Source organism: Bacteroides sp. AM54-2NS, from assembly GCF_003602935.1.
Taxonomy (GTDB): Bacteria; Bacteroidota; Bacteroidia; order Bacteroidales; family Bacteroidaceae; genus Bacteroides; species Bacteroides xylanisolvens.
This window is the reverse complement of sequence record NZ_QTMZ01000013.1, coordinates 61,239-87,120: the sequence shown is the minus strand read 5'-3', so window position 1 is coordinate 87,120 and position 25,882 is coordinate 61,239. Positions and strand designations below refer to the sequence as shown.

At 39.2% G+C, this 25,882-nt stretch carries 12 protein-coding genes and 1 pseudogene; 10 read left to right on the top strand and 3 right to left on the bottom strand.

Going from position 1 to position 25,882, the window contains the following annotated elements; translation table 11 throughout:
• Window positions 1-46: 46 nt before the first annotated feature.
• From DXA05_RS10310 to DXA05_RS10300, 3 genes and pseudogenes are all read right to left on the bottom strand, one after another.
• Window positions 47-2,071 (bottom strand): LruC domain-containing protein, encoded by a 2,025-nt coding sequence (locus DXA05_RS10310; RefSeq protein WP_004317199.1) that lies wholly within the window; start codon window positions 2,069-2,071, stop codon window positions 47-49.
• A gap of 72 nt (window positions 2,072-2,143) precedes the next feature.
• A pseudogene (topA, locus tag DXA05_RS10305) lies at window positions 2,144-4,488 on the bottom strand (type I DNA topoisomerase).
• A 179-nt stretch (window positions 4,489-4,667) separates the two neighbouring features.
• Window positions 4,668-8,696 carry a hybrid sensor histidine kinase/response regulator transcription factor gene (locus DXA05_RS10300; protein WP_258999493.1) on the bottom strand — a complete coding sequence of 1,343 codons (4,029 nt, stop codon included), beginning with the start codon at window positions 8,694-8,696 and terminating at the stop codon, window positions 4,668-4,670.
• Window positions 8,697-9,144: 448 nt separating this feature from the next.
• On the opposite strand from DXA05_RS10300, the gene DXA05_RS10295 reads away from it, so the two are divergent.
• The 10 genes from DXA05_RS10295 to DXA05_RS10255 all read left to right on the top strand — a co-directional run bounded on the left by DXA05_RS10295 (window position 9,145) and on the right by DXA05_RS10255 (window position 25,832).
• A complete protein-coding gene (locus DXA05_RS10295) occupies window positions 9,145-9,744 on the top strand; it encodes a DsbA family protein (protein WP_004317206.1) in 600 nt (199 codons plus the stop codon).
• Between the two features lie 549 nt (window positions 9,745-10,293).
• Window positions 10,294-10,716: a hypothetical protein gene (locus DXA05_RS27415; protein WP_284515511.1), complete on the top strand. Its 423-nt coding sequence runs from the start codon at window positions 10,294-10,296 to the stop codon at window positions 10,714-10,716.
• Window positions 10,680-11,381 carry a hypothetical protein gene (locus tag DXA05_RS27410; RefSeq protein WP_284515510.1) on the top strand — a complete coding sequence of 234 codons (702 nt, stop codon included), beginning with the start codon at window positions 10,680-10,682 and terminating at the stop codon, window positions 11,379-11,381. The genes DXA05_RS27415 and DXA05_RS27410 overlap by 37 nt, the downstream gene beginning before the upstream one ends.
• A gap of 12 nt (window positions 11,382-11,393) precedes the next feature.
• Window positions 11,394-12,725, top strand: a complete 1,332-nt coding sequence (locus DXA05_RS10285; RefSeq protein WP_004323096.1) for a DUF6055 domain-containing protein — start codon at window positions 11,394-11,396, stop codon at window positions 12,723-12,725.
• A gap of 384 nt (window positions 12,726-13,109) precedes the next feature.
• A complete protein-coding gene (locus DXA05_RS10280) occupies window positions 13,110-15,251 on the top strand; it encodes an alpha-L-fucosidase (protein WP_004323098.1) in 2,142 nt (713 codons plus the stop codon).
• Between the two features lie 158 nt (window positions 15,252-15,409).
• A complete protein-coding gene (locus tag DXA05_RS10275; protein WP_128859146.1) occupies window positions 15,410-18,520 on the top strand; it encodes a TonB-dependent receptor in 3,111 nt (1,036 codons plus the stop codon).
• A 20-nt stretch (window positions 18,521-18,540) separates the two neighbouring features.
• Window positions 18,541-20,523: a RagB/SusD family nutrient uptake outer membrane protein gene (locus tag DXA05_RS10270; RefSeq protein ID WP_004323099.1), complete on the top strand. Its 1,983-nt coding sequence runs from the start codon at window positions 18,541-18,543 to the stop codon at window positions 20,521-20,523.
• A gap of 21 nt (window positions 20,524-20,544) precedes the next feature.
• Window positions 20,545-21,975: a DUF1735 domain-containing protein gene (locus tag DXA05_RS10265; protein ID WP_128859145.1), complete on the top strand. Its 1,431-nt coding sequence runs from the start codon at window positions 20,545-20,547 to the stop codon at window positions 21,973-21,975.
• Window positions 21,976-22,001: 26 nt separating this feature from the next.
• The gene (locus tag DXA05_RS10260) at window positions 22,002-24,125 is read left to right on the top strand and encodes a DUF1735 domain-containing protein (RefSeq protein ID WP_004314236.1); all 2,124 of its coding nucleotides are present in this window, start codon (window positions 22,002-22,004) and stop codon (window positions 24,123-24,125) included.
• 36 nt (window positions 24,126-24,161) lie between these two features.
• The gene (locus DXA05_RS10255) at window positions 24,162-25,832 is read left to right on the top strand and encodes a DUF6055 domain-containing protein (RefSeq protein ID WP_004314237.1); all 1,671 of its coding nucleotides are present in this window, start codon (window positions 24,162-24,164) and stop codon (window positions 25,830-25,832) included.
• Window positions 25,833-25,882 lie beyond the last annotated feature (50 nt).

The window sequence follows — 25,882 nt, the reverse complement described above, 5'->3', positions numbered from 1 at the left end:
ATTCCGTACAATATCCGGGCTGCTCTTATTTAAATCGTATCAATCTTTATTTGTACCAATCTTTATTTTGTTTCCCATTCGATGATACCCATCCAGAGAACTTGGGATATGATTGATCGATTCGTTTCCCTTCCTCTGGAACCGGGAGATTACTTACCGGCATATTGATAGCAAACGGCATCAAGTCTGCAGAAACATAATACATCCCTTCTTCTGGTCTGTAGATGTCTTTTCCGGTTCCCAGTAACGATAAGTCGGCTTTATCAGTCGGGGGATAATTTATCAGATGTAATTCTTTGCCTCTACCCTCGTTGGAACTGATGAAGATAAACGGGTTGTAAGGAGGTACCACCTCTTTCTCACTAGCTCCATCAAGCGTGATGGTTACAGTATATTCTTTCTTTGATTCATCAGTGATATTTTTGAATTTTGTCATGTCGTCATACAACAATATGGTTGGGTGAGACTGTCCAGGCTCTGTTTCTTTTCCTTCCATGTATATAGAACTTGATAAACCACTGGCATCAGGCCCCGTTATTTTTACACTCTTGACATTGCTGTTTGAGAGCTTGTGTAATTGATATCCAAATCCGTTTTGCAGATAACCGCCACAGTGCTGTAAGATAAACTTGTCTTCTATTTCGTAAATGCGATTGTCAAGAGCATTTCGGGTCATCGTACTGGTGTACTTTACCATTACGTCATTCATATCGTAATCACCTAACTTAGGCCATAAGTCTTCAAAAGCCAGTGTACCGGAATAAGAAATTTTATATTGCTCGGGGATTGCTTCGGGGTCCTCAGGCAGTGGAGGCAATGTCGGGTCAATAGCATTCTTTTCTGACGTATGAATATAGAAGATGGCATCTGCATAATCGAAGTCAATATTATCTTCGAATCCTACTGCTACAATCTGCCCGGACTTGGAATCACGGAGAGATACAGTTCTTTGTGTGTTATTCGTGTTTAGATTCCTGGTGGAATAGCGTGCCCCCATACCTTTTATGATATCGCCCACTTTGTCTTTATCTGTTTCTGAGGTGAGTTTGCTCTTGAATCCCATACCTTGCAGGCACCAGCCAATTGTGACTCCTGCAGGAAATTTGTCTTCGTATTCCTGTGTGTCTTCATTCCAATATTTGAGTTTTATTTCTTCGCCACACACTAATGCTCCTGCTCCTAAAGTCTTGTAAATAGGAGAGGTGTTTGGAAATGCGATTATTTGTTTTATATCACTCGCGCTCTGGGGCGGATTGTTGGTAGGATAGGTGTAATATCCAACTGTATTGTACCATGCAGCAGAGCTGGTTATAAATACGAGACTCACTTCAGTCGGGTTAACAATTGGAATATCTGAAGTCATTTTGATGGAACCATCAAAAAACTCCGGATAATTCTGACTGATGTTCATAACCTTGCTTTTACCGCTCTCATCTTTGACTGTAACCTTTCTGAAAACATACTTGATGTTGTATAGTACGTCTGCCGGAGGTATATTTATTTTAGGTTCCAGGTTGGTTGGTCTTCCGCTGTCATCCCAGTCTGCATCGGGAAGAACATGCCATTCTTTTAGATAGGTATGTTGGTTCACGGTCACTCCTCTGGTTTTTGATGCCGTTTGTGAACGTAAGGTAGCGATATATGCATCTTGATTAAATGAAAGCCGACGACTGTCGTCAATCGTTAGTTTAAGAGGAGATACGGTGGCTAAATAGTCCGATGATAACCATACTTCCGAGAGGTCCGCCGGAATATTCATCTCTCCGCTGAATTTGCCTTCTTCGTCTGTAACTGCACGGTAGATAGGCTCTATGTCCTTTTGGGACACGCTGCCGTCAGCTGAGTATTCAATGGGATCTTGATCGTAAATGTCAAAAAGGACACGATAATTTTCGCTTTTGAAACAATAATTGATATCCAAAGCAACAGCTTGGGTCATGTTGAAGTCGAAGTATGCTTCTTTTGGCATATGCCTTCTCTCCCAAGATAAGTCACGCTCTTTGTCCATACAACTGATGGAAGCTATGGTAAGCACTCCTATCATTAAATACTTTAAATTTGTTTGCTTCATAAGTTTGTGTATTAAAAGATAAAGAGCAAATATATACATTTAATTATATAATTTGCTCTTTTTCTAGTTTTTTTATTTCTTTTTTGCGAATCGTCCTTTTTTTGTGGTCGCTGGTCCTTTTTCATCTTGTAATTTGATGAGTTCCAAACAGCTAGCCAAACTCAAATCCTGCGGGACGATATCTTTAGGAATTTTATAATTGGAACCCTTATAGGTAATATAAGGTCCGTAACGTCCGTTCAGAATCTCAAGTTCCGGCTCCTCTTCAAACTTCTTGATGTGGCGTTCCGTTTCTTTTTGGCGTTTCTCCAGAATCAGCTGTTCTGCCTCTTCCAAAGTAATTTCCATCGGATCAAGTGTTTTCGGGAGCGATACATATACCTTATTGTGCAGGACATACGGACCGAAACGGCCTACGCCTACACTGACTGATTTTCCTTCATATTCGCCCAGTGTACGAGGTAATTTGAATAATTCCAATGCTTCTTCCAAAGTGATGGTTTCCATGGATTGACCTTTCTTCATTTGTGCGAAGCGTGGTTTTTCTTCATCTTCTACAGTACCAATCTGTACAACAGGACCGAAGCGACCAATCTTAACAGAAACAGTCTTGCCTGTTCCCGGTTCTTCTCCCAGAATACGTTCGCCTACTTTATGTTCCGTCTTGATAGCCAATGTGTTTTCTACAGATGGGTGGAATTTATCATAGAAATTCTTCATGATAGAAGTCCATTTCACTTCTCCTTCTGCAATCTCGTCAAATTCCTTTTCTACACTGGCGGTAAAGTTGAAATCCAGAATGTCTGGGAAATATTCGGTAAGGAAATCATTTACCACAGTGCCGGTATCCGTTGGGAACAACTTCGCCTTTTCTGCACCGGTAATTTCAGTATGGTTTTCATCCTTAATCTGACGATCTTTCAATGTCATGACATTAAACTGTCGTTCTTCCCCGTCTTTATTACCTTTCTCCACGTATTCGCGTTGTTGGATGGTAGAGATAGTAGGTGCATATGTAGACGGACGTCCGATACCCAGTTCTTCCAACTTGCGTACAAGACTTGCTTCCGTATAGCGTGGAGGACGTTGGGTGAAACGTTCGGTTGCGATAATAGGCCCATGTTCCAACTTTTGGCCTTTTTTCAGAGGAGGAAGCAGGTGACTCTCATCTTCTTGTTCGTTGTCATCATCATAAGATTCACGGTATACGCGCAAGAATCCGTCGAACTTAATCACTTCACCGATAGCTGTAAATACATCGCTGCTGCCACTTATTGTTATGGTAGCAGTTGTCTTTTCCAGTTCCGCATCTGCCATTTGTGAGGCAATGGTGCGTTTCCATATCAAGTCGTACAGTTTCTTTTCCTGTGCTGTTCCTTCAACGGACTGGTTTTCCATATAGGTAGGACGGATAGCCTCATGCGCTTCTTGTGCACCCTTAGTCTTTGTTTCGAAATGACGGAGGTGTACGTAGCGGTCACCCATCATTTTGATGATAGCGTCTTTACTGCCTGTTGTCGCAAATTCCGAGAGGTTGACAGAGTCCGTACGCATATAAGTGATGAATCCCGATTCGTATAAGCGTTGCGCGAGCATCATGGTCTGCGCTACGGTATATCCCAGTTTGCGTGCGGCTTCCTGTTGCAATGTAGATGTTGTGAACGGAGCAGGAGGCGTTTTCTTGACCGGGCGGGTAGTAATATCGTCGATAGCAAAGCTTGCTCCCTGACATGCGTTGAGGAAGGCTTTTGCTTCTTCTTTTGTTTTAATGCGGCGAGCCAGTTCAGCTTTCATTTCTACCAGTTTTCCATCCGTGTCCGGGACGAGGAATACGGCAGTGATGCGATAAGCAGCTTCCGTTTGGAAAGCATGTATTCACGTTCACGTTCAACGATCAGGCGGACAGCAACTGACTGAACACGTCCGGCAGAAAGTGCCGGTTTCACTTTTCTCCAAAGCACGGGAGAGAGTTCGAAACCTACGATACGATCCAGAATCCGTCGTGCTTGCTGTGCATTTACGAGGTTGAGGTCAATGTCGCGTGGTTGTTCAATTGCTTTTAAAATAGCGCTTTTCGTAATTTCATGAAATACGATTCGTTTTGTGTTTTCCGGTTTTAGTTTTAAGACCTCATACAGATGCCAGGCTATCGCTTCTCCTTCGCGGTCCTCATCGGATGCGAGCCATACGGTTTCTGCGTCTTTAGCTTCTGTCTTCAGTGTGTTAACCAGAGCCTTTTTGTCTGCCGGGATTTCGTAGCTGGGTGTAAAATTCTTCTCTACGTCGATGCTGAATTCTTTTTTCTTCAGATCGCGTATGTGTCCGTAACTAGAAAGGACTTTGAAATCTTTCCCAAGAAACTTTTCAATCGTTTTTGCTTTTGCCGGAGACTCGACAATGACAAGGTTTTTCTGCATAATTCTTTCTTTTATAATGGCTTGTACCACAATATTCGGGGACAAAAGTAAAAAAAAAGATTCTCCTTACCTTATATTATAAGGAGAATTTAATAAAATCTTAAGATTTACCAATGTTGATGTTAACTTTTACATCTGTAAATCTTAAGATTTAGCTTAAAGGGAGGATGCTTGCCGGCTTATTTTGTTGCGGATGAGGGGTCTTCCTTTATTTTTTTGAGAAACTCTGTCGGTAACATTCCAAATTGTTTCTGAAAACATTTGGCAAAGTAGGAAGAAGAACTGAACCCGACGAGGAATCCTATTTCGGTAACCCTATATTCTCCCTCCACCATCATTTTGCAGGCTTTCTTTAATCGAGTGACCTTGATGAAATCATTGGGAGTCATGCCAATAATGCCTTTGATTTTGGTAAATACAGAGGTACGGCTCATTCCCAGTTCCTGTGCCAGTGTATTTACCGAAAATTCGGAGTCCTCAATATTATTCTGGATGATTTCGGTACATTTATTCATAAATTCTTCATCCAGTTTATTGTGGACAGCGGAGTGCAGATCGGACAACGGAGTAGAGGCATACGTTTTCTGCTGACTTTCCCTTTTCTTGAGTAAGTTCAGCAATTGTGCTTTCAGGTGGAAAGGTGAGAATGGTTTCTCTATATATGCATCCGCACCGGCTTCCAGTCCTTTGATTTTACTTTCCGTATCCGTTTTGGCTGTCAGCAGAATGACAGGAACATGGGAAATATTGATGTTACTTTTAATTTTCCCACAGAGTTCGAACCCGTCCATTTCCTCCATCATCACATCACTGATGATGAGATCGATGTTGTTCTTTTCAAGAATTTGCAACGCTTCCTCTCCACTTGAAGCCGAAATGACGAAATATTCCTCGGACAGAATTTTGGAAAGGAAATCCAGAATCTCCGGGTTGTCGTCCACAACCATAATGGCATATTGTTTTTTCAACGGTTCACCGGGAAGAGTGCTTTCCAGTTCATTTTCTTCTATGCTGTTTTCTGGAATAATCGTATCTTCCACTCGTTTGGCCACTTGTGGCAAAGCAGTGATGGCCGCTTGTTTGGGGAAATATACAGAAATAGAAACACCGTTTTCACCGCCTTCCCTATCGCTGACTTCGATCTTTCCGTTCATCAATTGGACGAGTGAGCGTGTCATGTGAAGCCCGATACCAATGCCCAGTTTATTTATTTCACTGTTGTTCTTAACCTGATAGAATGCGTCGAATATTTTAGTCTTTTCTTGATCGGTGATGCCTATACCGTCATCGGTCACGGTGACTACTATCTCGGAATCCTTTTCTATAGTCGTAATACGAATCGTGCTTTTGGCATATTTCAAGGCATTGCTTAGTAGATTGCTGATAATCTTGGTAAAAGCTTCTTCATCTATGACAATGCTCAGTTCTTCCGGGATAGAGGAAGTGTCAATCGCCACTTTCTTTTGTCTGGCAGATAATTCAAAAATGCAGCTTACTTTGCATATTATTTCTTTAATCCGGTAACAGTCGTACGATAGTTTATAAGATCCCGTATCTACTTTGCGGAAATCCAGCAATTGGGTGACAAGCGCATACAAGCGTTTGTAATTCTGTTCAATAATACTTAGGTATTCCCCATACACATTGTTGATACTTGAAGTTTTCATCAGGTATTCCAATGGGCCGATAATAAGGCTCAATGGAGTTCGAATCTCATGGGCAATGTTAGTGAAGAAATCTATTTTGGAGTTATAGAGCTCTTTTTCTTTTTCATCGTTCAGCCTCTTGATACGTTCTTTCTGACGTTTCTCCGTGCGTTTTACGTAATACCATACGGTTAACATAATCGCAATCAACAGGACGAGGGCATAGATCAGATAAGCCAGTTGCGACCGGAAGAATGGAGGCAGCACCTTGATTTTTAGCTGTACTTCATTGCTGCTCCATAGTTTATCACTGTTCGTTCCCTTGATCCTTAATACATATTCACCGACGGGTAAGTTTGCATAGGAAAGATGGTTGTTACTTCCTTTAGTGAACTGCCATTCGCTGTCCAGACCTTCCAGCATATATTGATAATCATTCTCTTTGGGAGCAATGTAACTTAGTGCGGCAAAATCGAATCCGATCATGGACTGGTTATATTTCAACACAATCTCATCTGTATATCCTATGGACTGGTGAATAGGTGAATTGGGCGTGTCAGCCTGTATGTCTTTTCCGAAAATGGTCATATTAGTGAGGATGACAGGTGGATTGTATGTATTTTCTCTCAAGTTTTGCGGAAAGAAATAGCAGAAACCGTCTGTCGAACCCAGAAATAGTCTACCGTCAGAAGATTCAAAGCCGGAGCAGGGTGTGAATTGTTCATTGTATAGTCCGTTTGATTTCGAATAGGTTTTTATATGTTTCGTGTCCGGGTTGTATACAACAAGCCCTTTATTGGTACTTATCCATAGTAAGTCTCCTTTGGGGATAATTGAATTGATGATTTTATTTGGCAATTTCAGGTGATCATATCTGGTGAAATCGTCCGTTTCATCATTATATCTGCAAAGCCCTTGGCCATACGTTCCCACCCATAGCTGTTTTTTGCTGTCGATAGCTAATGTGGTGATTACATTCTTTGTTAGTGAATTCGGATGGTCCGAACGTTGATAAGATGTTATCTTTTGGGTTCTGACATTGTATGAATATAATCCACTGATGCTTGTTCCTATCCATATTCTTCCGAAGTAATCTTCAATGATATCCGATATTTTGCCTGTAAAAGAACCGATTCTGATGAAATTGTTTTTTTCGGGGTTATAGTAACAGAATCCTGCAGAAGTGCCCACGTAAATACATCCATTACTGGCTTTATATAGAGTGAATACCCGTGAGGAGGGGATAGATGTTGAATCTTCCGGATTATTGAGAAAACTTTCCACTTTTCCTGTTTTTAAATCAATCACCTCCAAACCTCTTCCATAAGTGGCGGCATATAGTTTATCTCCGTCTACCAGCAGATCGTGTATACAATAGTAAGTTGTGCCTATACTGGCTGCATCCCGGAAAGGGGTAATTTCTTGAGTTTTGGCATCAAATCGGAAAATGCCATTGTCATCCGTACCTATCCAGTATTTATCATCTTTGTCTTCTTTGATAACATTGATTACTTTTCCTGATTGTGGCGTGGACGATGATGAACAGCTATAATATTTGAAATTATTCTGAAATGCCGAATAGAATTTGATTCCATCGAAATAGGAGCCCAGCCAGAGGCTTTCTTCCTTATCTATATAGATGGTATATATAAACTTATTGGCTCCGGTTCTTATTTTCAGATTCGGATTGTCGGATTGTATAATTTCTCCTTTGTCTGCTTTAAAAATTCCCATACCGTTGTCGGATGAAATGAACAACTCGCCAGGTCTGTATTCTTTAATGTCGTGGATATGATATAATAGGTTGTTCGGACTTCTGTCCCGGTAGTTGGTGAAAGTTTTAGCCACAGGATCGAACAGGTCGAGCCCGTTCTGAAAAGTTCCTATCCATAAATTGCCGTGTGAGTCTTCAAACACTTTCTGAATGGAATTATCTGATAAACTATTAGGGTGATTGCTCTTTTTGTAAGTGACGAACGTGTTTTTCTGTTTGTCAAAGCAGCATAATCCTTCCGAATAGGTTCCTATCCAAATGTTTTGTTTACTGTCTTGCTGCAATGTCATGATAATGTTTTGGGAGATGCTATTAATCTTTCCGGGAATATTCCGGTATACTCTAAGCCTGACTTTATCAGATGGAGAAAAACGGTAAAGCCCTTCTCCACTCGTTGCAATCCATACTTCTCCGTCACTGTCTTCTATCATATCGGTGACGTAGGTTTGTATCATTTCTCCAGTTTCAGTTTTGGCATGGAAAGGTTGGAAAGTGTCTGTTTTCGAGTCGTAAATGACAATTCCGGTATCCAATCCTATCCACATTCTGCCCCTGCGGTCGATAAATATTTTCTTGACGCTGTTACTGGTTGTTGCGTTGATATATTCTGATAGATAGTAGTTCTTGAATGCAATACCGTCGAATCTGCTTAATCCATCATCGGTACCGAACCACATGAATCCACATGAATCTTGCAAAATGCTGTATACTCTGTTGGCTGCCAGTCCATCATCCATTGTATAGGAGGTGGAGAAGATACGCTGCGCATTCACGACAAATGAATGCATGCACAGGATTTGTATAGTTATCAAAAGAACGATTTTTTTCATGGGGGATTCTTTATGTTGTATTAGTTTTCATTAGTATAGGACAATATTAGGAAGAATTAGTAGCAAAAGCAAATGATAGGCTGTCTTTTTAGGTGTGGAATAAAACTTTTGAAAGTGAACAAAAAAATCGTTCAAATCTTGGATAATTATTGGTTAATATGGTTGTGGGCTTTGGGATAATTCATTAGTTGAAATTAAATCTCGCTTTGCATAGATTAGTATCTGTATATTCTATGTACATTTGTCTCGTTAGCATATCGGTTTTCGTTTGACTTAAGTTAAACGAAAGGATGACTTAAGTTGAACTATCGCCTGACTTAAGTCAAACGAAAATAGGAATGCGTTTTAGAAAATTAATCCATAGGAGAGAGGAATTTAATCTTTCCTATTGAAAAACTAATTGATAATGAGTGTAAATTATGATCTTTATGAAACTCCCGATCTTGCTAAAAGTGGGGAAGAACAGCCTTTGCATGCACGTGTCGTTTTGAAGGGCAGTTATACAGCCGAAGAATTTGTGGAACAAGTGACCGTATTTCAGCATATGCCCCATGCACAAGTGGTCGGCGTTATAGAAGCTATATCAAAAGAACTACGTCATTTGCTTTTGAAAGGATTTTCGGTAGAGCTGGGCGATATCGGTTATTTCTCCCTTTCATTGAGTGTTGACAAGAAAGTGATGGATCCAAAAGACTTGCGTTCACCGTCCGTATCTCTGAAAGATATTAATTTCCGTGTCAATCGGCAGTTTAAAAAGGATATTGAGAGTGAGATTGAATTACAACGTTATCATTCTCCTTTTCGTGTGAAGAACCCCTTGGATAGGGAGAGATGCTTACAACGGTTGGAAAAGTTCTTGGAAGACCATCCGTGCATCAACCGTCAGGATTATGCTATGCTTGTGGGAAAAACGAAGATACAGGCATTGCAGGATATCAATGCTTTTATCAAAGATGGTGTCTTGAAGAAGTATGGTTCAGGGCGTTCTGTAGTCTATATAAAGTAGGAATTGGTATAGTGACGGTATATGTATGGAATAGCGTCACTATCTAGTTGGTATACCGTCACTATATCGAAAGGATACCGTCACTCTTTTGAAAGATGTTTCTGCTTCCGTACAAGTGTCAGCGAATGTGGGGAGCGGAAGTAAGACAGCCAAATATATTGTAGGCAAGCAAATTTTGCAGGCAACTATTCTATTCTGTAGAAATATGGGACAGGGCATTCTGTGGTATATATAAAAAGCGACCTGATATTTTATAATAATTCAGGAGTCTATTATAAGAGGGGATTCTTTGGAATATCCTCTTTTTTGTGACTTCCGGATAAATTTAGTATAAAATTAAATATTCAATTTTTCTTTTTACGATATTGTTGCTCTTTTGTACATAATTAGCCTTGTTAAAGTGTTCTATTGCATACTTTTGTTTCGAAAAGGATAAAAACATAAGTTAACCTTACTGGAGTTTGGCAATAGCGGATGATATTCTGGTAAAACGTATTTTATCAGGGTATCAACTGAATTATAATACGGTATAAATCTAAAAGAAAATCTATGGGTATTCTAAAGTGTATATTAATAGCATGCAGTTGTCTGGTTTGGGCGACTCATGCTTTTTGTGTGGAGGTGAAAGATACGATTGAGTATCGTGCGCAAGTATGGGTGGATAAAATCGATTTGGAACGTTATGGCGGAGAAGCATCTTTTAAAAAGAATTTGCAGCAGATGTTTCATAATACAACCCGCTTTTGGAATGAAAGTCCCAATAAGTTTAACTATTATTTCCGGTTTGTTCCTGCTGACGAATTGTGTGTGTATGATATTCAGGGAGATAAAGACAGATACGGAGAGTTTCAGAGAAAGGCTTTCGGTCGGCTTGATTTGTCGAAATATGACTTTGTGTTGTTTCTGGCGTTGGGCGCAAAGAATGAAGGACTATCTTGTGGTGGCGGTGGAGCCAGTGGCAGTCGGTGGTGATGTGTTATGTTCGTGAAGCTCATAACATTTTTACAGATGCGCTATATCCCGATCAGGGGACATATAGTAATCTAGGGCACGAGTATGGACATGTGCGTGGTGCTACAGATTTATATCAATATATGATTGCTGCAGAAGATAATCCGGTAAGTCATGAGAAATTAACTCCTCCTAAATGTAATATGGGGACTGGATATCGCGTCTGGAGTGATTATTGTTCGGCTTTATTCAATTATACAGCAAAAATGAGACCACTGGATAAAGACTTGTCGGACAAAGTCTTTCCTCGTAAACTAGTGATTAAAGTGGGTAAAATGGGGAAACCGTTATCTAATTGTACAGTGAATTTTTATGGAACTCGTGCCGGTGGTAAATATAATAAGCGGGATGTATATCCGAAAGCTTACAGAACATACACTACCAGTAAACGAGGCATAATTGAGATAACTGATTTGTATAAGTTGTATCATCCGGATATGACAGATGCCAATATTCCTCCCAAAGAACCACAAGATTTATTCCCATATTCTTATTGGTTTAGTTTTCTAGTAGAAATAATAGATGAGGTGGGACAAAAGAAATATGTATGGCTTCCTGATGTGGAACTACAGAGAGAGCATTTGGAAACAGGTAATGATACTTATACGGTTAATGTAACATTTTAAAAGTAAAGTAATATGTGCTGTAGTAAGCGAAATTTTATCTATTTGTTTTGTGGATTGATGTTGGCCCTTAATATACAAATGTTGCAGGCTAAGTTGGGAAATAAAATTATTTTTATTCCGGAAGATGATCTTAAAAAGCACGGTTTTGATGTTCCTGATGGTAGATTTGGCTATGATTGTATGGCAGAATCTGATAATCTAGTTATTTTCTGGGAGAGGTCTTTTGGCAAGGAACCTGCTGTAAACATGGATGAGAGTAAACGATTTTATCCGAATGAAATATTGAGTGAGGGCGAACGGTACTATCGTTATTTTGTAGACAAATTGAAATTTGTGCAGAAAGGGAAATCTTATACTGATAAGTATAAGATGATTATATGGATGTATGATGACAATGAGAAGACAGTCTATGGTGGTGCTCATGACAATGTCGGAATGACCTGGTTTCGTCCGTGCAGAATAAACGGGTATCCTTACTGTACACTTGCTCACGAGTTAGGGCATTCTTTTCAGTTTATGGTTGAGGCAGATGGTGGCAAAGGATTTCCGGGGACGACACTCTATGAGTATACTTCTCAATGGATGCTATGGCAGGTACATCCAGACTGGGTGACTATTGAGAATTATCATTTGAATAATTACATGAAACAGACACATTATACATTGTTTCATAAAACGAACCAATATTGCGCTCCGCAGTTTATGGAGTACTGGTCTTATAAGCATGGATTGCCGGTGATAGGCAGAATGTGGAGTGAAGCTTTAAAAGAAGAGGACCCAGTGTCCACTTATATGCGAATAACGAAGACTTCTCAAGATTTGTTTAATGAAGAAATCTATGATGCGGCAACTCGTTTTGTAACTTGGGATCTTCCCCGCATAAAATCAGTTTGTAGTTCTTATGCTAATGAGCATCGTTGTAAATTAAAGAAAATGGGGAACGGATGGTATCAAATAACAAAAGAATATTGTCCACAAAGTTATGGTTATAATGCAATTAGATTGAAGGTTCCTAAAGGAGGGACAGTCATAGACTTGACTTTTGAGGGAATGGCTGGAAATGAAGGTTTTTATTCGGAAAATAAGGCGTATGCAGGGTGGCGTTACGGCTTTGTTGCCATGCAGAAGAATGGAAAGAGAGTTTATAGTAAGATGAATAGAGCTGTAAATAGCGTGAATCAAACTGTTAATTTTATAGTTCCTGACGATACCCAGTTCTTGTGGCTTGTCGTGACAGGAGCACCAGATAAACATACGAAATATCATCAGAAAATGGAGCAAGTTGCTGAATGGCCATATCGGATAAAGATCAGTAAGACTTCATTTCATCCAGATACTTTGTAATGGAATGATTGAAGTATCTGGTTATGGAGGTTATTATTTGAGATGGGAAAAGTGTGGTATCGGATTGAAAAATATGATAATAAAGTACTTGATATTTATTCTATTTAGATGAAAGTGACCTGATAGTGAAAAGAGATTTGTTTGTAGAAATAAAATATGAGCAATAAAATGGTACATGATCTAGGATAATAATTGGTGAAATACAGAGCAGTAAGTGAAAAGATCTCACGTTTTACTATATTGTTGTTCTTTTGTACGCAATTTGCCTTGGTTTTACTGGCATACGTCTACCTTAGTGGCGCAGAAGATGATTTGATTGTTTTTTAAGACTAAGCTATATCTCTTTTGTATTAACCTTATTAATCTTTTATAATACTAATATTTATGAGTTGTAAATTATCTTTCACGTTGTTATGTATAGCTATGTTAGCTTCTTGTATCTCCACTAAAATGGATCCACCGCAACCGTATGGGGTATTGCCTACAGATCGTCAACTAGCTTGGCATGAAATGGAAATGTATAATATGATTGAATTCAATCAGAACAATGCACTTGATATTCATTGGGGATGGGGTAATGAGTCTCCGGAACTAGTGAACCCTGTAGATTTTGACGCAGAAAAAATAGTTCTTCTTGCAAAAAAAATAGGTTCGAAAGGATTTCTCATCAATGCAAAGCATCATGGTGGGTTCTGTATGTGGCCAACGAAAACCACTGATTATAATATTTCTAAATCACCTTGGAAAGATGGCAAAGGAGATTGGGTTGGCGAATGGGCGAAGGCTTGTCGTCAGCATGGGCTTAAACTCGGACTTTACTTATCGCCGTGGGATAGAAATGCTGCATGTTTCGGAACGCCCGAATATCTGAAAATGTATAAGGAACAACTAACAGAATTGTGTACCAATTATGGAGAACTGTTTACTCTTTGGTTTGATGGTGCTCCAGGTGCCGGTGGTTCGGGATATTACGGAGGTGCTAATGAATATCGTGGCGGATTCATCGAATATTATGACTGGGATAATATTTATGCGATTGTCAGAGAACTCCAACCCAACGCTGTCATTTTTAATGACCCCGGACCTGATATCCGTTGGGTAGGAAATGAGGATGGATATGCCGGAAGATATAAAAAAACTTGTTGGGCAACATTATTCCCTGAAGGAAATTGGAACATGAGACCACGCCCTAATAGTGACGGTGAGCGGATTAAAATGTTGAATGAGGGACAACGACATGGGAAATATTGGATTCCGGCAGAGTGTGACTTTTCGCTAAAAAGGCGTTTTGCTTATCATACTACAGATAGCTTGACTACTAAAAGCCCTCAAAAATTATTTGATATCTATCTTGCGAGTGTTGGGTTGGGGCAGGGATTTGATATGTGTCTTCCTTTAACTCCAAAAGGAGTAATGGAGTGGAGAGATGTCAAATCTTTGGAAGGTTTCGCTGAATTAATGAATAAAACTTTTAGCAAAAATTTTATTAAAGGAGCACGTTTGGTGCCATCTAATGTGCGTGGGAATATAACTAGGCATTATGGTACTGCAAAGCTTACAGACAATGACCGGTATTCTTATTGGGCGACTGACGATACAGTAACAAATGCATCATTGATGATAGAACTTCCAAAGAAACAAGTTTTTAATCTGATAAAAGTGCGTGAAAACATAAAATTAGGTCAACGAATCGACTCTATGAAAGTCGATGCTTGGGTAGATGGTGGCTGGAAAGAAATAGCAGAGGCTACCAGCATAGGGGCGTGTCGAATTATTCGTCTTGAGAATGATTTGAATACAGACAGAATCCGTTTACGCTTTTTTGCCCCAGTAGCATTGGCTGTGAGTGAAGTAAGTCTGTTTAAAGAACCTGATAATTTAGAAGCACCAAAAATTTATAGAAAGAAGGATGGAATGGTGAGTATAAGAACAGACCGGCCTGTAATTTCTATCCGATATACAACAGACGGAACCGAACCGTCATTTACCTCAAATGAGTATAAAGAGCCATTCCTTTTTGATAAACAGGGAGTTGTAAGAGCAGCAGTTTTTACATCTGATAAAAAAAGTGGAGAGATTACTTCAGTGATTTTTGATCAGTGCAAGAAGAATTGGAAAATTATATCACCTGTTAAATCTGGTGTTGATAATATGATTGATGATAATGTAGAGAGTTACTTCCATACGTATGATGCTGGTAATAAGAAAGAATTTGTACCCGACGAGGTTATTGTTGATATGGGAACTACTATTCCTGTGTCCGAGATCATTTACACACCACGTCAGGATATGTATAGAAATGTGGATGGAGTCATTGAAAATTATGAAATTTATTTGAGTGAAGATGGACTGAAATGGGAAATGGCTTCAAAGGGTGTCTTTCAGAACATTAGGCAGACACTTGTGCCTCAAGAAATTAAGTTAAATAAGGTTTATCGGTCACGTTATCTGAAATTTGTGGTCAATGGTGTGTTGGAGAAGAATTTTATAAGTGTAGCTGAAATTGGAGTGCGAACTGTTGACTAATTTCTTTGTAGTGTAGAAAGGAATATTCGCTTTTGATGAGCATTGTGTAAATACCCCTTTCTGTATGTGAATAAAAAATGATTTTTGGGTGATAATTGATGAATTTAAATTTAAAAAATATATAGTTAACTGATGTCTAATTTTATAAGAAAAAGCTTATGAAGTATTATTTAAGAAGGATTGCTTTTGTAACGTTGGGAGCTTTTATAGTTGCCGGCACTACGAGCCTACCGGCGATAGCTGACTCCGGAGTTAAGGGGGCAGTGTCTGCTCAACAACAGCAAAGCAAAAGACAAGTAACAGGCACTGTCACGGACGCTTTGGATGGCAGTCCCATTATTGGTGCCAATATTGCATTGAAAGGCACTCAAACAGGTGTAATATCAGATTTGGATGGTAATTATTCTATTCCAGTTAATAGTACCAAAGATATCTTAGTCGTTTCTTTTATTGGCTATAAAACTCGGGAGGTTCCTGTAGAGACTTCAGGTATTATCGATATCAAGTTGACTTCCGATAATGAGATGCTGGACGAAGTAGTGATTGTCGGATCGGGAACACAGAAAAAAGTAAGCGTTACGGGGGCTATTTCTACCGTGAAAGGATTGGAACTTAAAGCTCCTAGTTCTTCGTTGACTAGCTCTATGGCCGGTAAATTGGCCGGCGTAATCGTTAATACCAAAAGCGGAGAACCTGGAACAGCTTCTGAATTCTTTATTCGTGGTGTATCGACTTTTGGTGGACGAGCTACTCCCTTGATTTTGCTAGACGATGTGGAAATTGCTACAGGGGATTTGGACAATATTCCAGCCGAAACCATCGAAAGTTTTTCTATCTTAAAAGACGCATCTGCAACTGCCATTTATGGTGCTCGTGGTGCGAATGGTGTGATGCTCATCACTACCAAGAAAGGACAAGAGAATTCAAAAACCCGTATTAACATCACTTTGGAAAATTCATTCAATAAACCAATGAACTTTCCAGAGTTTGTAGATGGAGCCACTTGGATGGAAATGTATAATGAAGCTGAACTTACTCGTAATAAGTCAATTAGGCAAGGAAGATATAGCAGACAGCAAATTGAAGGAACTCGTTATGGGTTAAATCCATATGTTTATCCGGATGTGAATTGGGGTGATTTGATATTCAAGGATTTTGCGACTAATCAACGTGCGAATATCAATATATCTGGTGGTGGTCAGAAAGTAACTTATTATATGAGTTTAAATGTGAACCACGATACTGGTTTGTTGGACTCACCCAAGTATTATTCATGGAACAATAATATCAATAACATGGGGTATAACTTCCAAAATAATATCTCTGTGAAAGTGACATCTACAACTACAATCGATTTGAACATGAATACGCAGATTCGTAATAATCGCGGTCCTAAGAATTCGGTCGATGATTTATTTAAAATGATGTTATCTTCAAACCCTATAAACTTTCCGGCCGTGTTTCCTGCACAGGAAGGCGATCAGCATGTGAAGTATGGTAATTCCATTCTTACAGCCAATTACACAAGAATAAACCCTTATGCATATATGGCCACCACTTTTAAACAAGTGGACTCAAATATGCTACATACTACATTGAAAATTAAGCAGAACTTGGATTTTGTTACAAAAGGTTTGAGTGCAAACGCATTGGTGAACTTTAAAAACTGGTCCAGTTCTGAATATAACAGAACGATTGAACCTTATTATTATCGAGTGAAAGAAAATTCTTACGACCCCAAGAATCCTGTCTCATACGAATTAGAACGTTTAGACACTTCAGGCAAGCAATATATTGCTGAATCCGGTATAACCAGATCTGGTGATCGTACTATTTTTATGCAGTTCCAGATAAACTATACACGTCAATTTGGCAAACATAATGTAGGCGGTATGTTGATGTATATGCAGCGTGATTTTAAGAAGGATGTGCTTCCTAATCGTAACCAAGGTTTTTCCGGTCGTTTTACATATGATTATGGTCAGCGCTATTTACTCGAATTCAACTTTGGTTACAACGGCACAGAGCGTTTGGCAAAAGGTGACCGGTTCGAGTTTTTTCCGGCTGCTTCTTTAGGCTGGGTAGTGAGCAATGAAGCTTTCTTTGAACCCTTACGTGACAAAATCGATAATTTGAAGTTGCGTGCATCTTATGGATTGGTAGGTAGTGATGAAACAGGCACTGACTTTGGTCATTTTCTTTATTTGGATAAAGTGGAACTAGACAACATCAAATATAGTACCGGTTATGATTGGCAAACTACATTTGGTGGCCCGAAAATTTCAAGCTATTATGTATTGGATGCTGGCTGGGAACGTTCTAAGAAGTTGGATGTCGGTTTAGAAATGACACTTTTCCGTCATTGGAATATTACGGCAGATTATTTCTACGAAAAACGTTCGAACATTCTGATGCAAAGAAAAACATGGCCAAGTCAATTGGGATATAGTGCCACACCTTGGAGTAATGTCGGGAAGGTAGACAACTGGGGCTGGGAGTTCAGTACCAACTATCATCATTCCATTAACAAGGACTTGTCTATGGACTTTCGTGGTAACTTTACGTATGTGGAGAACAAATATGTGTATAGAGATGAACCCTATACACCGTACCCATGGAAAAGAGAAACCGGACGTCCTTTGAACTCGACATGGGGTTACATAGCAGAAGGATTATATCAGACCGAAGATGAAATAAAATACGGTCCTAAGGTAGAACTAGGAAGTACCGCTCAAGTGGGAGATATCAAATACCGTGATTTAAATGGTGATGGTGTAATCAATGCAGATGATCAGGGAATGATTTCAGAATATGGTGGAAATCCACGTATACAATACGGATTTGGTTTGAATATAAACTATAAGAAATTTGATCTTGGAGTGTTCTTTAACGGTTCGGCTATGCGCAAGATTATGTTAACAGGTATTCATCCGTTCGGAGAGTCTGATTACAACATTTTCAAATTTGTAGCGAAGGACTATTGGACAGAAGCTAACCCTAACCCTAATGCAGCATATCCGCGTCTTGGACTACAAAAAGCAAACTCAGACAATAACGTTGTACCGAGTACATTCTGGATGCGTAATGGTAATTTTTTACGTTTCAAGACGTTGGAAATCGGATATCGTTTCTGCAGATACGGTAGAATCTATGTGACCGGGGATAATCTGGCTGTTTTCAGTCCATTCAAAGAATGGGATCCAGAGTTGGAGTGGTATAAATATCCGTTGCAACGTACATTCAATATAGGATTGCAATTAAATTTCTAAACCTTTAAAAATTGTCATATATGAAACTATTAAATACAATTAGAATACTAAGTGGGGCATTGTTCATCTCGCTATGCTGCTTAACAGCCTCCTGTAATTTCCTTGAGATTGTTCCGGTAGAACAAGCTGATTTGGATGACGCAACACAAGATTTCAACAGCACTTTGGGGTTCTTGCATTCTTGTTATGCAGGAATACAATCGCCTGTAGCTTTTGAAAATACAGAAGCCTCTGCAGACGAATATGCTGTTCCGCTTGAGTATAGTTTGCAAGGTTATAATTCACTCAAAGTAGCTCATAATCTATTTACAGGTAATAATAATGATGGTGGTAAATGGAGTAACTATTACAGATATATCGGGCAAATTCATCTGTTCCTACAGGAACTGAAAAAGGCACCGGTAAGTGATTTGATAAAAGAGGAGTGGGAAGCAGAGGCTTATTTCCTGATGGCCTATTACCATTTTGAGGTGCTGCGTTGTTATGGACCTTGTCCCATCAGCGACAGATTACTTCCACAGACCGCTAGTGAAAATGAATATCCGGGTCGTATGCACTATGATTATGTGACGGATTGGATTGTTCGGCTATTGGATGAAAAGGTACTTGCAGGTGATAAGTTGAGGAATACTCGTTCGAACACAGAAGTGGGTAGAGCTACTCGCCCTATCGCTCTTGCACTGAAAGCAAAAGTATTACTTTATGCAGCTTCTCCTTTATGGAATGGAAAGTTCCCCTACCCAGAGTGGAAAAACGTAAAGTTAGGAAAGGCCATGGAAACTCCGGGATACGGTACAGCGTTGGTGAGTACTACATACGATCGTGAGAAATGGGTACGCGCAGAGGAAGCTGCTCAAGAAGCATTGAATGCAGCTTTGGATGCAGGACACTATTTATTTGGCACAAGAGCTGGCGATGAAAGTTTGCAGGAGCAGAAAGGACTTCCGATGCCCTATATTCCTAATATAGAGGGGACCGATACTGAAGTTAAGGCATTTCAGAATAAAGTATTGACTTTGCGTTATATGATGACAGCCAAAGGCAGTGATGGCAATCTGGAAATTCTGTGGGAGTTACACAAAACTACCAACTTTGTCTTCGGAAGTATACCAAACAACATAATGAAACTTAACAATGGTTCTGAATATGGAGGTTGGAGCTCAACTTCTCCTTATTTATATGCTGTAGAACATTTCTATACCAATAAAGGGACCTTGCCCAAAATCGCTGCATCAAAGAATGAATATCCTGCTGAAAGTAAATGGTTGGACCCGGCGGGTGTTACTGGCCGTTCGGAACTCTTTAATATTTGTGTAGCTCGTGAACCTCGATTTTATGCATGGTTGGGATTCCATCAAGGCGATTATTCTTCTCGTCTAGCCAATGGACAACCGATTCAAATAGATACGAGAGATCCTGATAAACAAGGATATAATCCGGCAAAGTATAACCGTAATCACTTGGTGACCGGCTTTGCTATCCAGAAGTTCCTGGATCCTAACACGCAACTGGACTTATCCGGTGGTGGAGGAATTCCGAATCCTGCCTATCCATTGATTCGTATGGCAGATCTTTATCTGATGTTAGCAGAATGTCAGGCCAATTTGTCTTCGGATGGTAAATCGGATACTTACGCGACTGAAGCGCTTAAGAATCTTAATGCGGTGCACCAACGTGCCGGTTTGAAGGCCATTACTAAAGAGGATTTAACAGATATGCCATTGATGGAATGGATTAAGAACGAACGTTATGTAGAGTTCTATGCAGAAGGACAGCGCTACTTTGACGTACGACGTTGGGTAGAAGGAGGTAAATATTTGGCTGCTGGAAAGCGTGAAGGATTGAGAGCTGAAGAAAAAGGATTGGAGTATGACGAATTCAGGCAACGTATTAAGGTGAATCAACCTTATGAATGGAATAATAGACAGTATATACTTCCAATTTACTATGTTGATGTGAATTCTAATCCGCAATTGGTTCAAGCTCCCGGTTATGGCAATTAATTAATTAAAAAGATATACAGTATGAAAAATATATATATTTTATTTCTTCTCGGAGTAGTGGTGACCACTCTCTCTTGTGAAGATGGTAATAAAAACTATACGGAGGAATTTGACTCTGTCTACTATTATCTGAAAGAGGGGGTTAATGAATTTGACTTCTATAGTGTGAATAGTGCCAAAGTTCAGACCATCACTGTTGGAAGAGGAGGACATGGGTTGAATGGAGTCAGCACTATCAATTTGGTTCCTTTTACTCAGGCTGAAATGGACGAGTATAATGCAACTATAGATGGCGATTATAAACTTTTAGCTCCGGAATACTATGATATGCCTGCTACAGTAGCCTTTGAGGATGGTGTCGAATATAGAAATGTAGATGTGGTATTCAAAGGAAATATGAGTGAACTGGCTAAGACCGGCGAGTATATGCTCCCCATTCGTTTAGAAGCTGATAATGGAACGGTGAATGATAACAAAAATATCATTTATTTCAAGCCGAACATCATCGTACCTAGCATCATTACGGATCCTACGGGGGTTCATGTAATCAGAATGGAAGAGGGTAAGAGAGAGAAACAAAGTTTTGAGCTTGCTTTCTATTTAGACGTGAAAAATGAGTGGGATCTCAAATTGAGAATAGAGAACAACGAAGATGAGTTGGAAAAAGCTGTAAGGCAATATAATGAAACGATGGGAGTTGATTATCTTCTTTTACCTAAGGAAAATCGTTCGTTTGAATCAACAATACTTTTTCCTGCAGGCGAGGCACTTGCTTCCTCTTTTGTGGAGGTGAATAATAATAATCTCATGATGGATGATTACCTGCTTCCAATTATTCCGAAAAAGGTGGTGGGTATGCCGTTTGATGTAAGAGAAGCAATCTGTTACATTCATGTGATGGTTACCGGTGAATTGAAATTAATTTCTTTGGCTGATGATATGTTGAGTTCCAATAGTATACATCCTGGTCAACCACTCAAAAATATGCTTGATAATGATATTAAAACATATTATGAATCTATTTGGACAAGCAATACAGACCCTAAGCATGATTCGAAATATGGTGTGTATATAGATATTGACGTATCTGATGTTACTCCTATGATAGAGAAGCAAATTAAGATTGATTATTCGACTAGAGAGTATGCAAATGCTGTACCTAATCAGATTATTCTTTATGTAGGAACGAGTGTGGATAATTTGAGAAAAGTGGGTGAGTTGAGTGCAACGAAAAATAATTTGCCTAAAAAAGGTGGAGTTTGGACAGATGACTCTGAACAAAATGTAGATATGCCTCAATTCTCGGTAGGACGTCAAGAGATATCTTTAATTCGTGTCTCTTTCTTGTCTAGTGCTAATGGTACACAAATTAAAAACCTGACACAATCCGGAGCCATAAGTGGAGACCAAAACTCGGTCGCAATATCAGGATTTAGATTGTATGGTAAATAATTGTGAAGGAATAAAAACGAAAATATATGGAAGCTTTAATGAAAAATATATGGAGAATCATTCCCGTGCTACTATTATCTGTAGCAATGGCAGGTTGTAGTGACGATGATGATACAACTTCGTCATTCTTCGAACTTTCTTCAACGGATTTGGAATGTAACAGTAATAATGTTATCGATGTTGTAGTACCTATAGAGGGCCAGACATATAAGTTGACTGTAAAATCTTCTGTGGATGTAATTTGGACAACTAAGCTTGAAGGTGGCAGTTGGATAGTAGCCACACCTGTGACTAAGCAAAGTGGGGACGGAGAGATTTTGATTGTTGCATCGAGCAACCCGACTAATATAAAAAACAGAGTAGCTACAGTGACTATTAGAAACAGTGTTAACGACGAGATTTATAGATATGCGTTTACACAGTCGTATGATCCGAATCAAATGGCGCAAAAAGAAGAATTATATGCTTACATTCATTATAATGAGGACAGATATAACAAAGAAGAACTTATTTATACTACTTCTATAAATAAGGTAGAGGGTAATGTTTCAATTTCTTCACTTGGCCAAGAAGAACTGGATAAATATAATGAGGATAATCTCACTCTGTATAAACTTCTCCCTACTGATTGCTATACTTTGCCAAATTCGATAAGTTTTGATGGAGAGGTATCTGCCTTATTGGATATTAAATTCAATAAGAAAACAGGAGATTTGAGTACAAGTGAAGAGTATATGTTGCCCATAATAGTTTCTGTAGATGATAGAAAGGCTGAATTGATTTGGTTGGTAGTGAACATATACGATCGGAATATCTCAAGGAGCGTGAAACAATTTGATTTTTATAATGCCAATCAGGATATCACTACCTTATTGACAATTAATAAAGAAGAGGGTGAAGTGACTCTTTCTGCATTCACAGAAGAGGAACTGAACGCACATAACTCTTTGTATGGTACAAGCTACATGTCTATTCCTGAAGATTATATTGTAATGCCTGCTTCTGTTGATTTTGATGATTCGGATCTGTCGAAAGATGTAAAAATAACATTTAAAAAAGAAGTAGGAGAGTTGGATGAGGATAAAGAATATGTTTGGGGTATTCGTGTTTATGTAGATGGTTTCCCTGTCTCTGAAATCTTTATGAAACCTCGTATTGCAACTCCTGTTGTTACTATGGAGTCGAAAGAGTACAAGCATATTCTTATTTTGGACCAAGGAGAGAAAAAGGCATCTTACGGTTTTAATCTTTCTCTTGATGTAATCAATCAGTGGGAATTTACGGTGGAATTTGAAGAGAACGAAACTGCTTTGAAAGCTGCGGTTGATAAATATAATGCGGATAAAGGTACTTCCTATACATTATTACCCAAAGGCAACTGCGTTTTATCATCTTCCGAATTTACACAGGAAGATAATGAGAAATTAGTGACTGCTACATTGTCAGGGGATGGTTTGACTTTAGATAAGGATTATTTGTATCCGATTATTCCAATTGGATGTGGTAATAGTCCTTTCGAAGTCAAAGAAAAGATAACCTATGTTCACGTGATTATGGAAACAAAAGTGGAGTCGATCAGTGACTTGAGAAGTATAAATCTAGAAGCGAATATGCTAAAGGCAAGTGCTACTGACGGAGGCAATAATGTAGGTAATCTACTTGCATATAATAATTATTGGCAATCCATTTGGTCACCTAACGGAGGTAAAAACGATCCTAAAATAGATCCGGTATATGGCGTGTATCTCGATATTGATTTCTCAAATAAACCTCTTTCCCAAGCATTCTCATTCAACTATTTGCCGAGGAATTGGCCTAATGCTGTTCCTAATGAAATTGTTGTTTATGCTGGAACAAGTAATGATGATTTGAAGAAGATTGGAGAATTGAAATATGAGGATAACCAACTGCCGTTTGCAGACAAAACTTGGATTGGTCGTGTCAGCGAAGAAGATTTGTCCAAATTGTCACTTTACAGTTTGAAAGAGAGTGGAGCGACTTTGGTACGATTGTCATTCATATCTAGTCGTGATAAGACTTATAGTAACAATAGTGTAAAGAATATATTGGGTTATGATTATACGAAGTGGAATAATAGTGGTGATTACCCGTGCGTTGCCCTTCAACAGTTGAAGATATATGGTAAGTGATAAATTTTATAAGATCAAATCATAAAAGAAACAAATATGAATATTTTAAAATGGATGTGGAAGATTCTTCCTATAATGTTATTAGCAGTTAATGCAACAGCTTGTAACGATGATGACGATAGCGGAAAGAGAGAAAGGCCACTTACTTTTGAAGTGACCTTCTTGAGCTTGGTTTGCAATTATACCCGACCGGTTGTTGTAAATGCTCCTTTTACTGGTAAAGATTATCACTTGACGGTTACAGCTTCACCGGAAGTGACGTGGAAAGTGGAAGTGGTAAGTGGAGATTTGGTGACTGCTACTCCCTCGGGCGAGCAAAGTGGTAGTGGAGAGATTACTCTTACGGTAGCTGCCAATCCAGCTAAAGACCCTGGGAAAAAAAGTGAAGTCGTGATAACTAATAACGCAAATGATGATACTTATAGGTTTGTATTTACACAAGTAGAAAAGGTGTTACTTATTCCGGAACATACTATGATCGGACAAAGCGGACCTGAACTTTTTGAAAACGAAAACAGCAAATTTAATAAGCACTACATGAAAGAAAGCGACAATGTGGCTCTCTTTTGGGAAAAATCATTTGGTACCAATCCACAAAATGCAGAGCGGAAGTTCAATCCGGATGATTTGCTGAAAATGGCGGAGGAAGTATATGACTTCATGAAATATGATTTGTACTTTGGAAATAAGGAAGAATCCGTGACGAATAAATACAAGCTCATTGTGTATGTGATAAATGATAGTGAGGGTGGTGCTACAGGAGGAGGAAATTATCCGGTAGGTGAGTTGGCTATTCGTCCACATCATTCGGGAAATCCTAATATGGTATATCATGAGGTGTCTCACAGTTTCCAATATTTGGCCTTGTGGGATTCAGGTATTAAAGATGCTTGGTTCCCTGGCCCGATATTTGAAATGACTTCGCAATGGACATTGCTTAGACGTTCTCCGGAATGGATTGATCAGGAATTTAATCATTTTACGAATTATATTAGTGGCACGCATCGATCATTGGGGCATAATGACAATGCATACAATAACCCGTATATGTTTGAGTATTGGGCGAATAAGCATGGAGTGGAAATCATGAGCAGAATATTTCAGGAGACTACTTTGGACGATAAGACAGAATCGGGCCAACTCAACTTTATTAAAACCTATAAACGTTTGACTCACATTAATCAAGAACAACTCAATGAAGAAATGTATGATGCTGCATCCCGTTTCATTACCTGGGATTTGCCGCGTATTGAAATGGCATATGCTGCCAGAGGAGCTAATGTGCATACTTGTCAGCTTGTTCAATTGGGAGTGACTTATCGGATCTCACCCGAACGTTGCCCAAGCAACTATGGATATAACGGTATTAAATTAACAGTACCGGAGGCCGGAACTACAGTAAAAGTTAATTTTAGAGGTATAATAAACAGTTCAGAGTATAATATTCACAAACCGAATAATGCTCAATGGAGATATGGATTTCTGGCTGTGCTGAAAGATGGTTCACGTGTATATGGCGAGCCAAGCAAAGAAGATATAGGATCTGCAAGTCTTCAGGTTCCCGAGAATACGGAACATCTTTGGCTGGTAGTGGCTGCTACTCCCAAAGAAATCTATGATACGGGGGCTGACAATCAGTGGCCTTATCAGTTTACATTGGATAACACAGAACCAGATGGTGACAAATGTAGAGTAATTAAGAAGTAAGGTCTCAATAAACGAATGATTATTTCTGAGAAAGTTACCTTAAGTAGCTC

Bases quoted from the DNA above. Each gene is read 5' to 3' on its own strand.
- DXA05_RS10255 (WP_004314237.1), top strand. From the start codon at position 24,162: ATGAATATTTTAAAATGGATGTGGAAGATTCTTCCTATAATGTTATTA.
- DXA05_RS10270 (WP_004323099.1), top strand. From the start codon at position 18,541: ATGAAACTATTAAATACAATTAGAATACTAAGTGGGGCATTGTTCATC.
- DXA05_RS10260 (WP_004314236.1), top strand. From the start codon at position 22,002: ATGGAAGCTTTAATGAAAAATATATGGAGAATCATTCCCGTGCTACTA.
- DXA05_RS10280 (WP_004323098.1), top strand. From the start codon at position 13,110: ATGAGTTGTAAATTATCTTTCACGTTGTTATGTATAGCTATGTTAGCT.
- DXA05_RS10295 (WP_004317206.1), top strand. From the start codon at position 9,145: ATGAGTGTAAATTATGATCTTTATGAAACTCCCGATCTTGCTAAAAGT.
- DXA05_RS10285 (WP_004323096.1), top strand. From the start codon at position 11,394: ATGTGCTGTAGTAAGCGAAATTTTATCTATTTGTTTTGTGGATTGATG.
- DXA05_RS10310 (WP_004317199.1), bottom strand. From the start codon at position 2,071: ATGAAGCAAACAAATTTAAAGTATTTAATGATAGGAGTGCTTACCATA.
- DXA05_RS10265 (WP_128859145.1), top strand. From the start codon at position 20,545: ATGAAAAATATATATATTTTATTTCTTCTCGGAGTAGTGGTGACCACT.
- DXA05_RS27415 (WP_284515511.1), top strand. From the start codon at position 10,294: ATGGGTATTCTAAAGTGTATATTAATAGCATGCAGTTGTCTGGTTTGG.
- DXA05_RS10300 (WP_258999493.1), bottom strand. From the start codon at position 8,696: ATGCATTCATTTGTCGTGAATGCGCAGCGTATCTTCTCCACCTCCTAT.
- DXA05_RS10275 (WP_128859146.1), top strand. From the start codon at position 15,410: ATGAAGTATTATTTAAGAAGGATTGCTTTTGTAACGTTGGGAGCTTTT.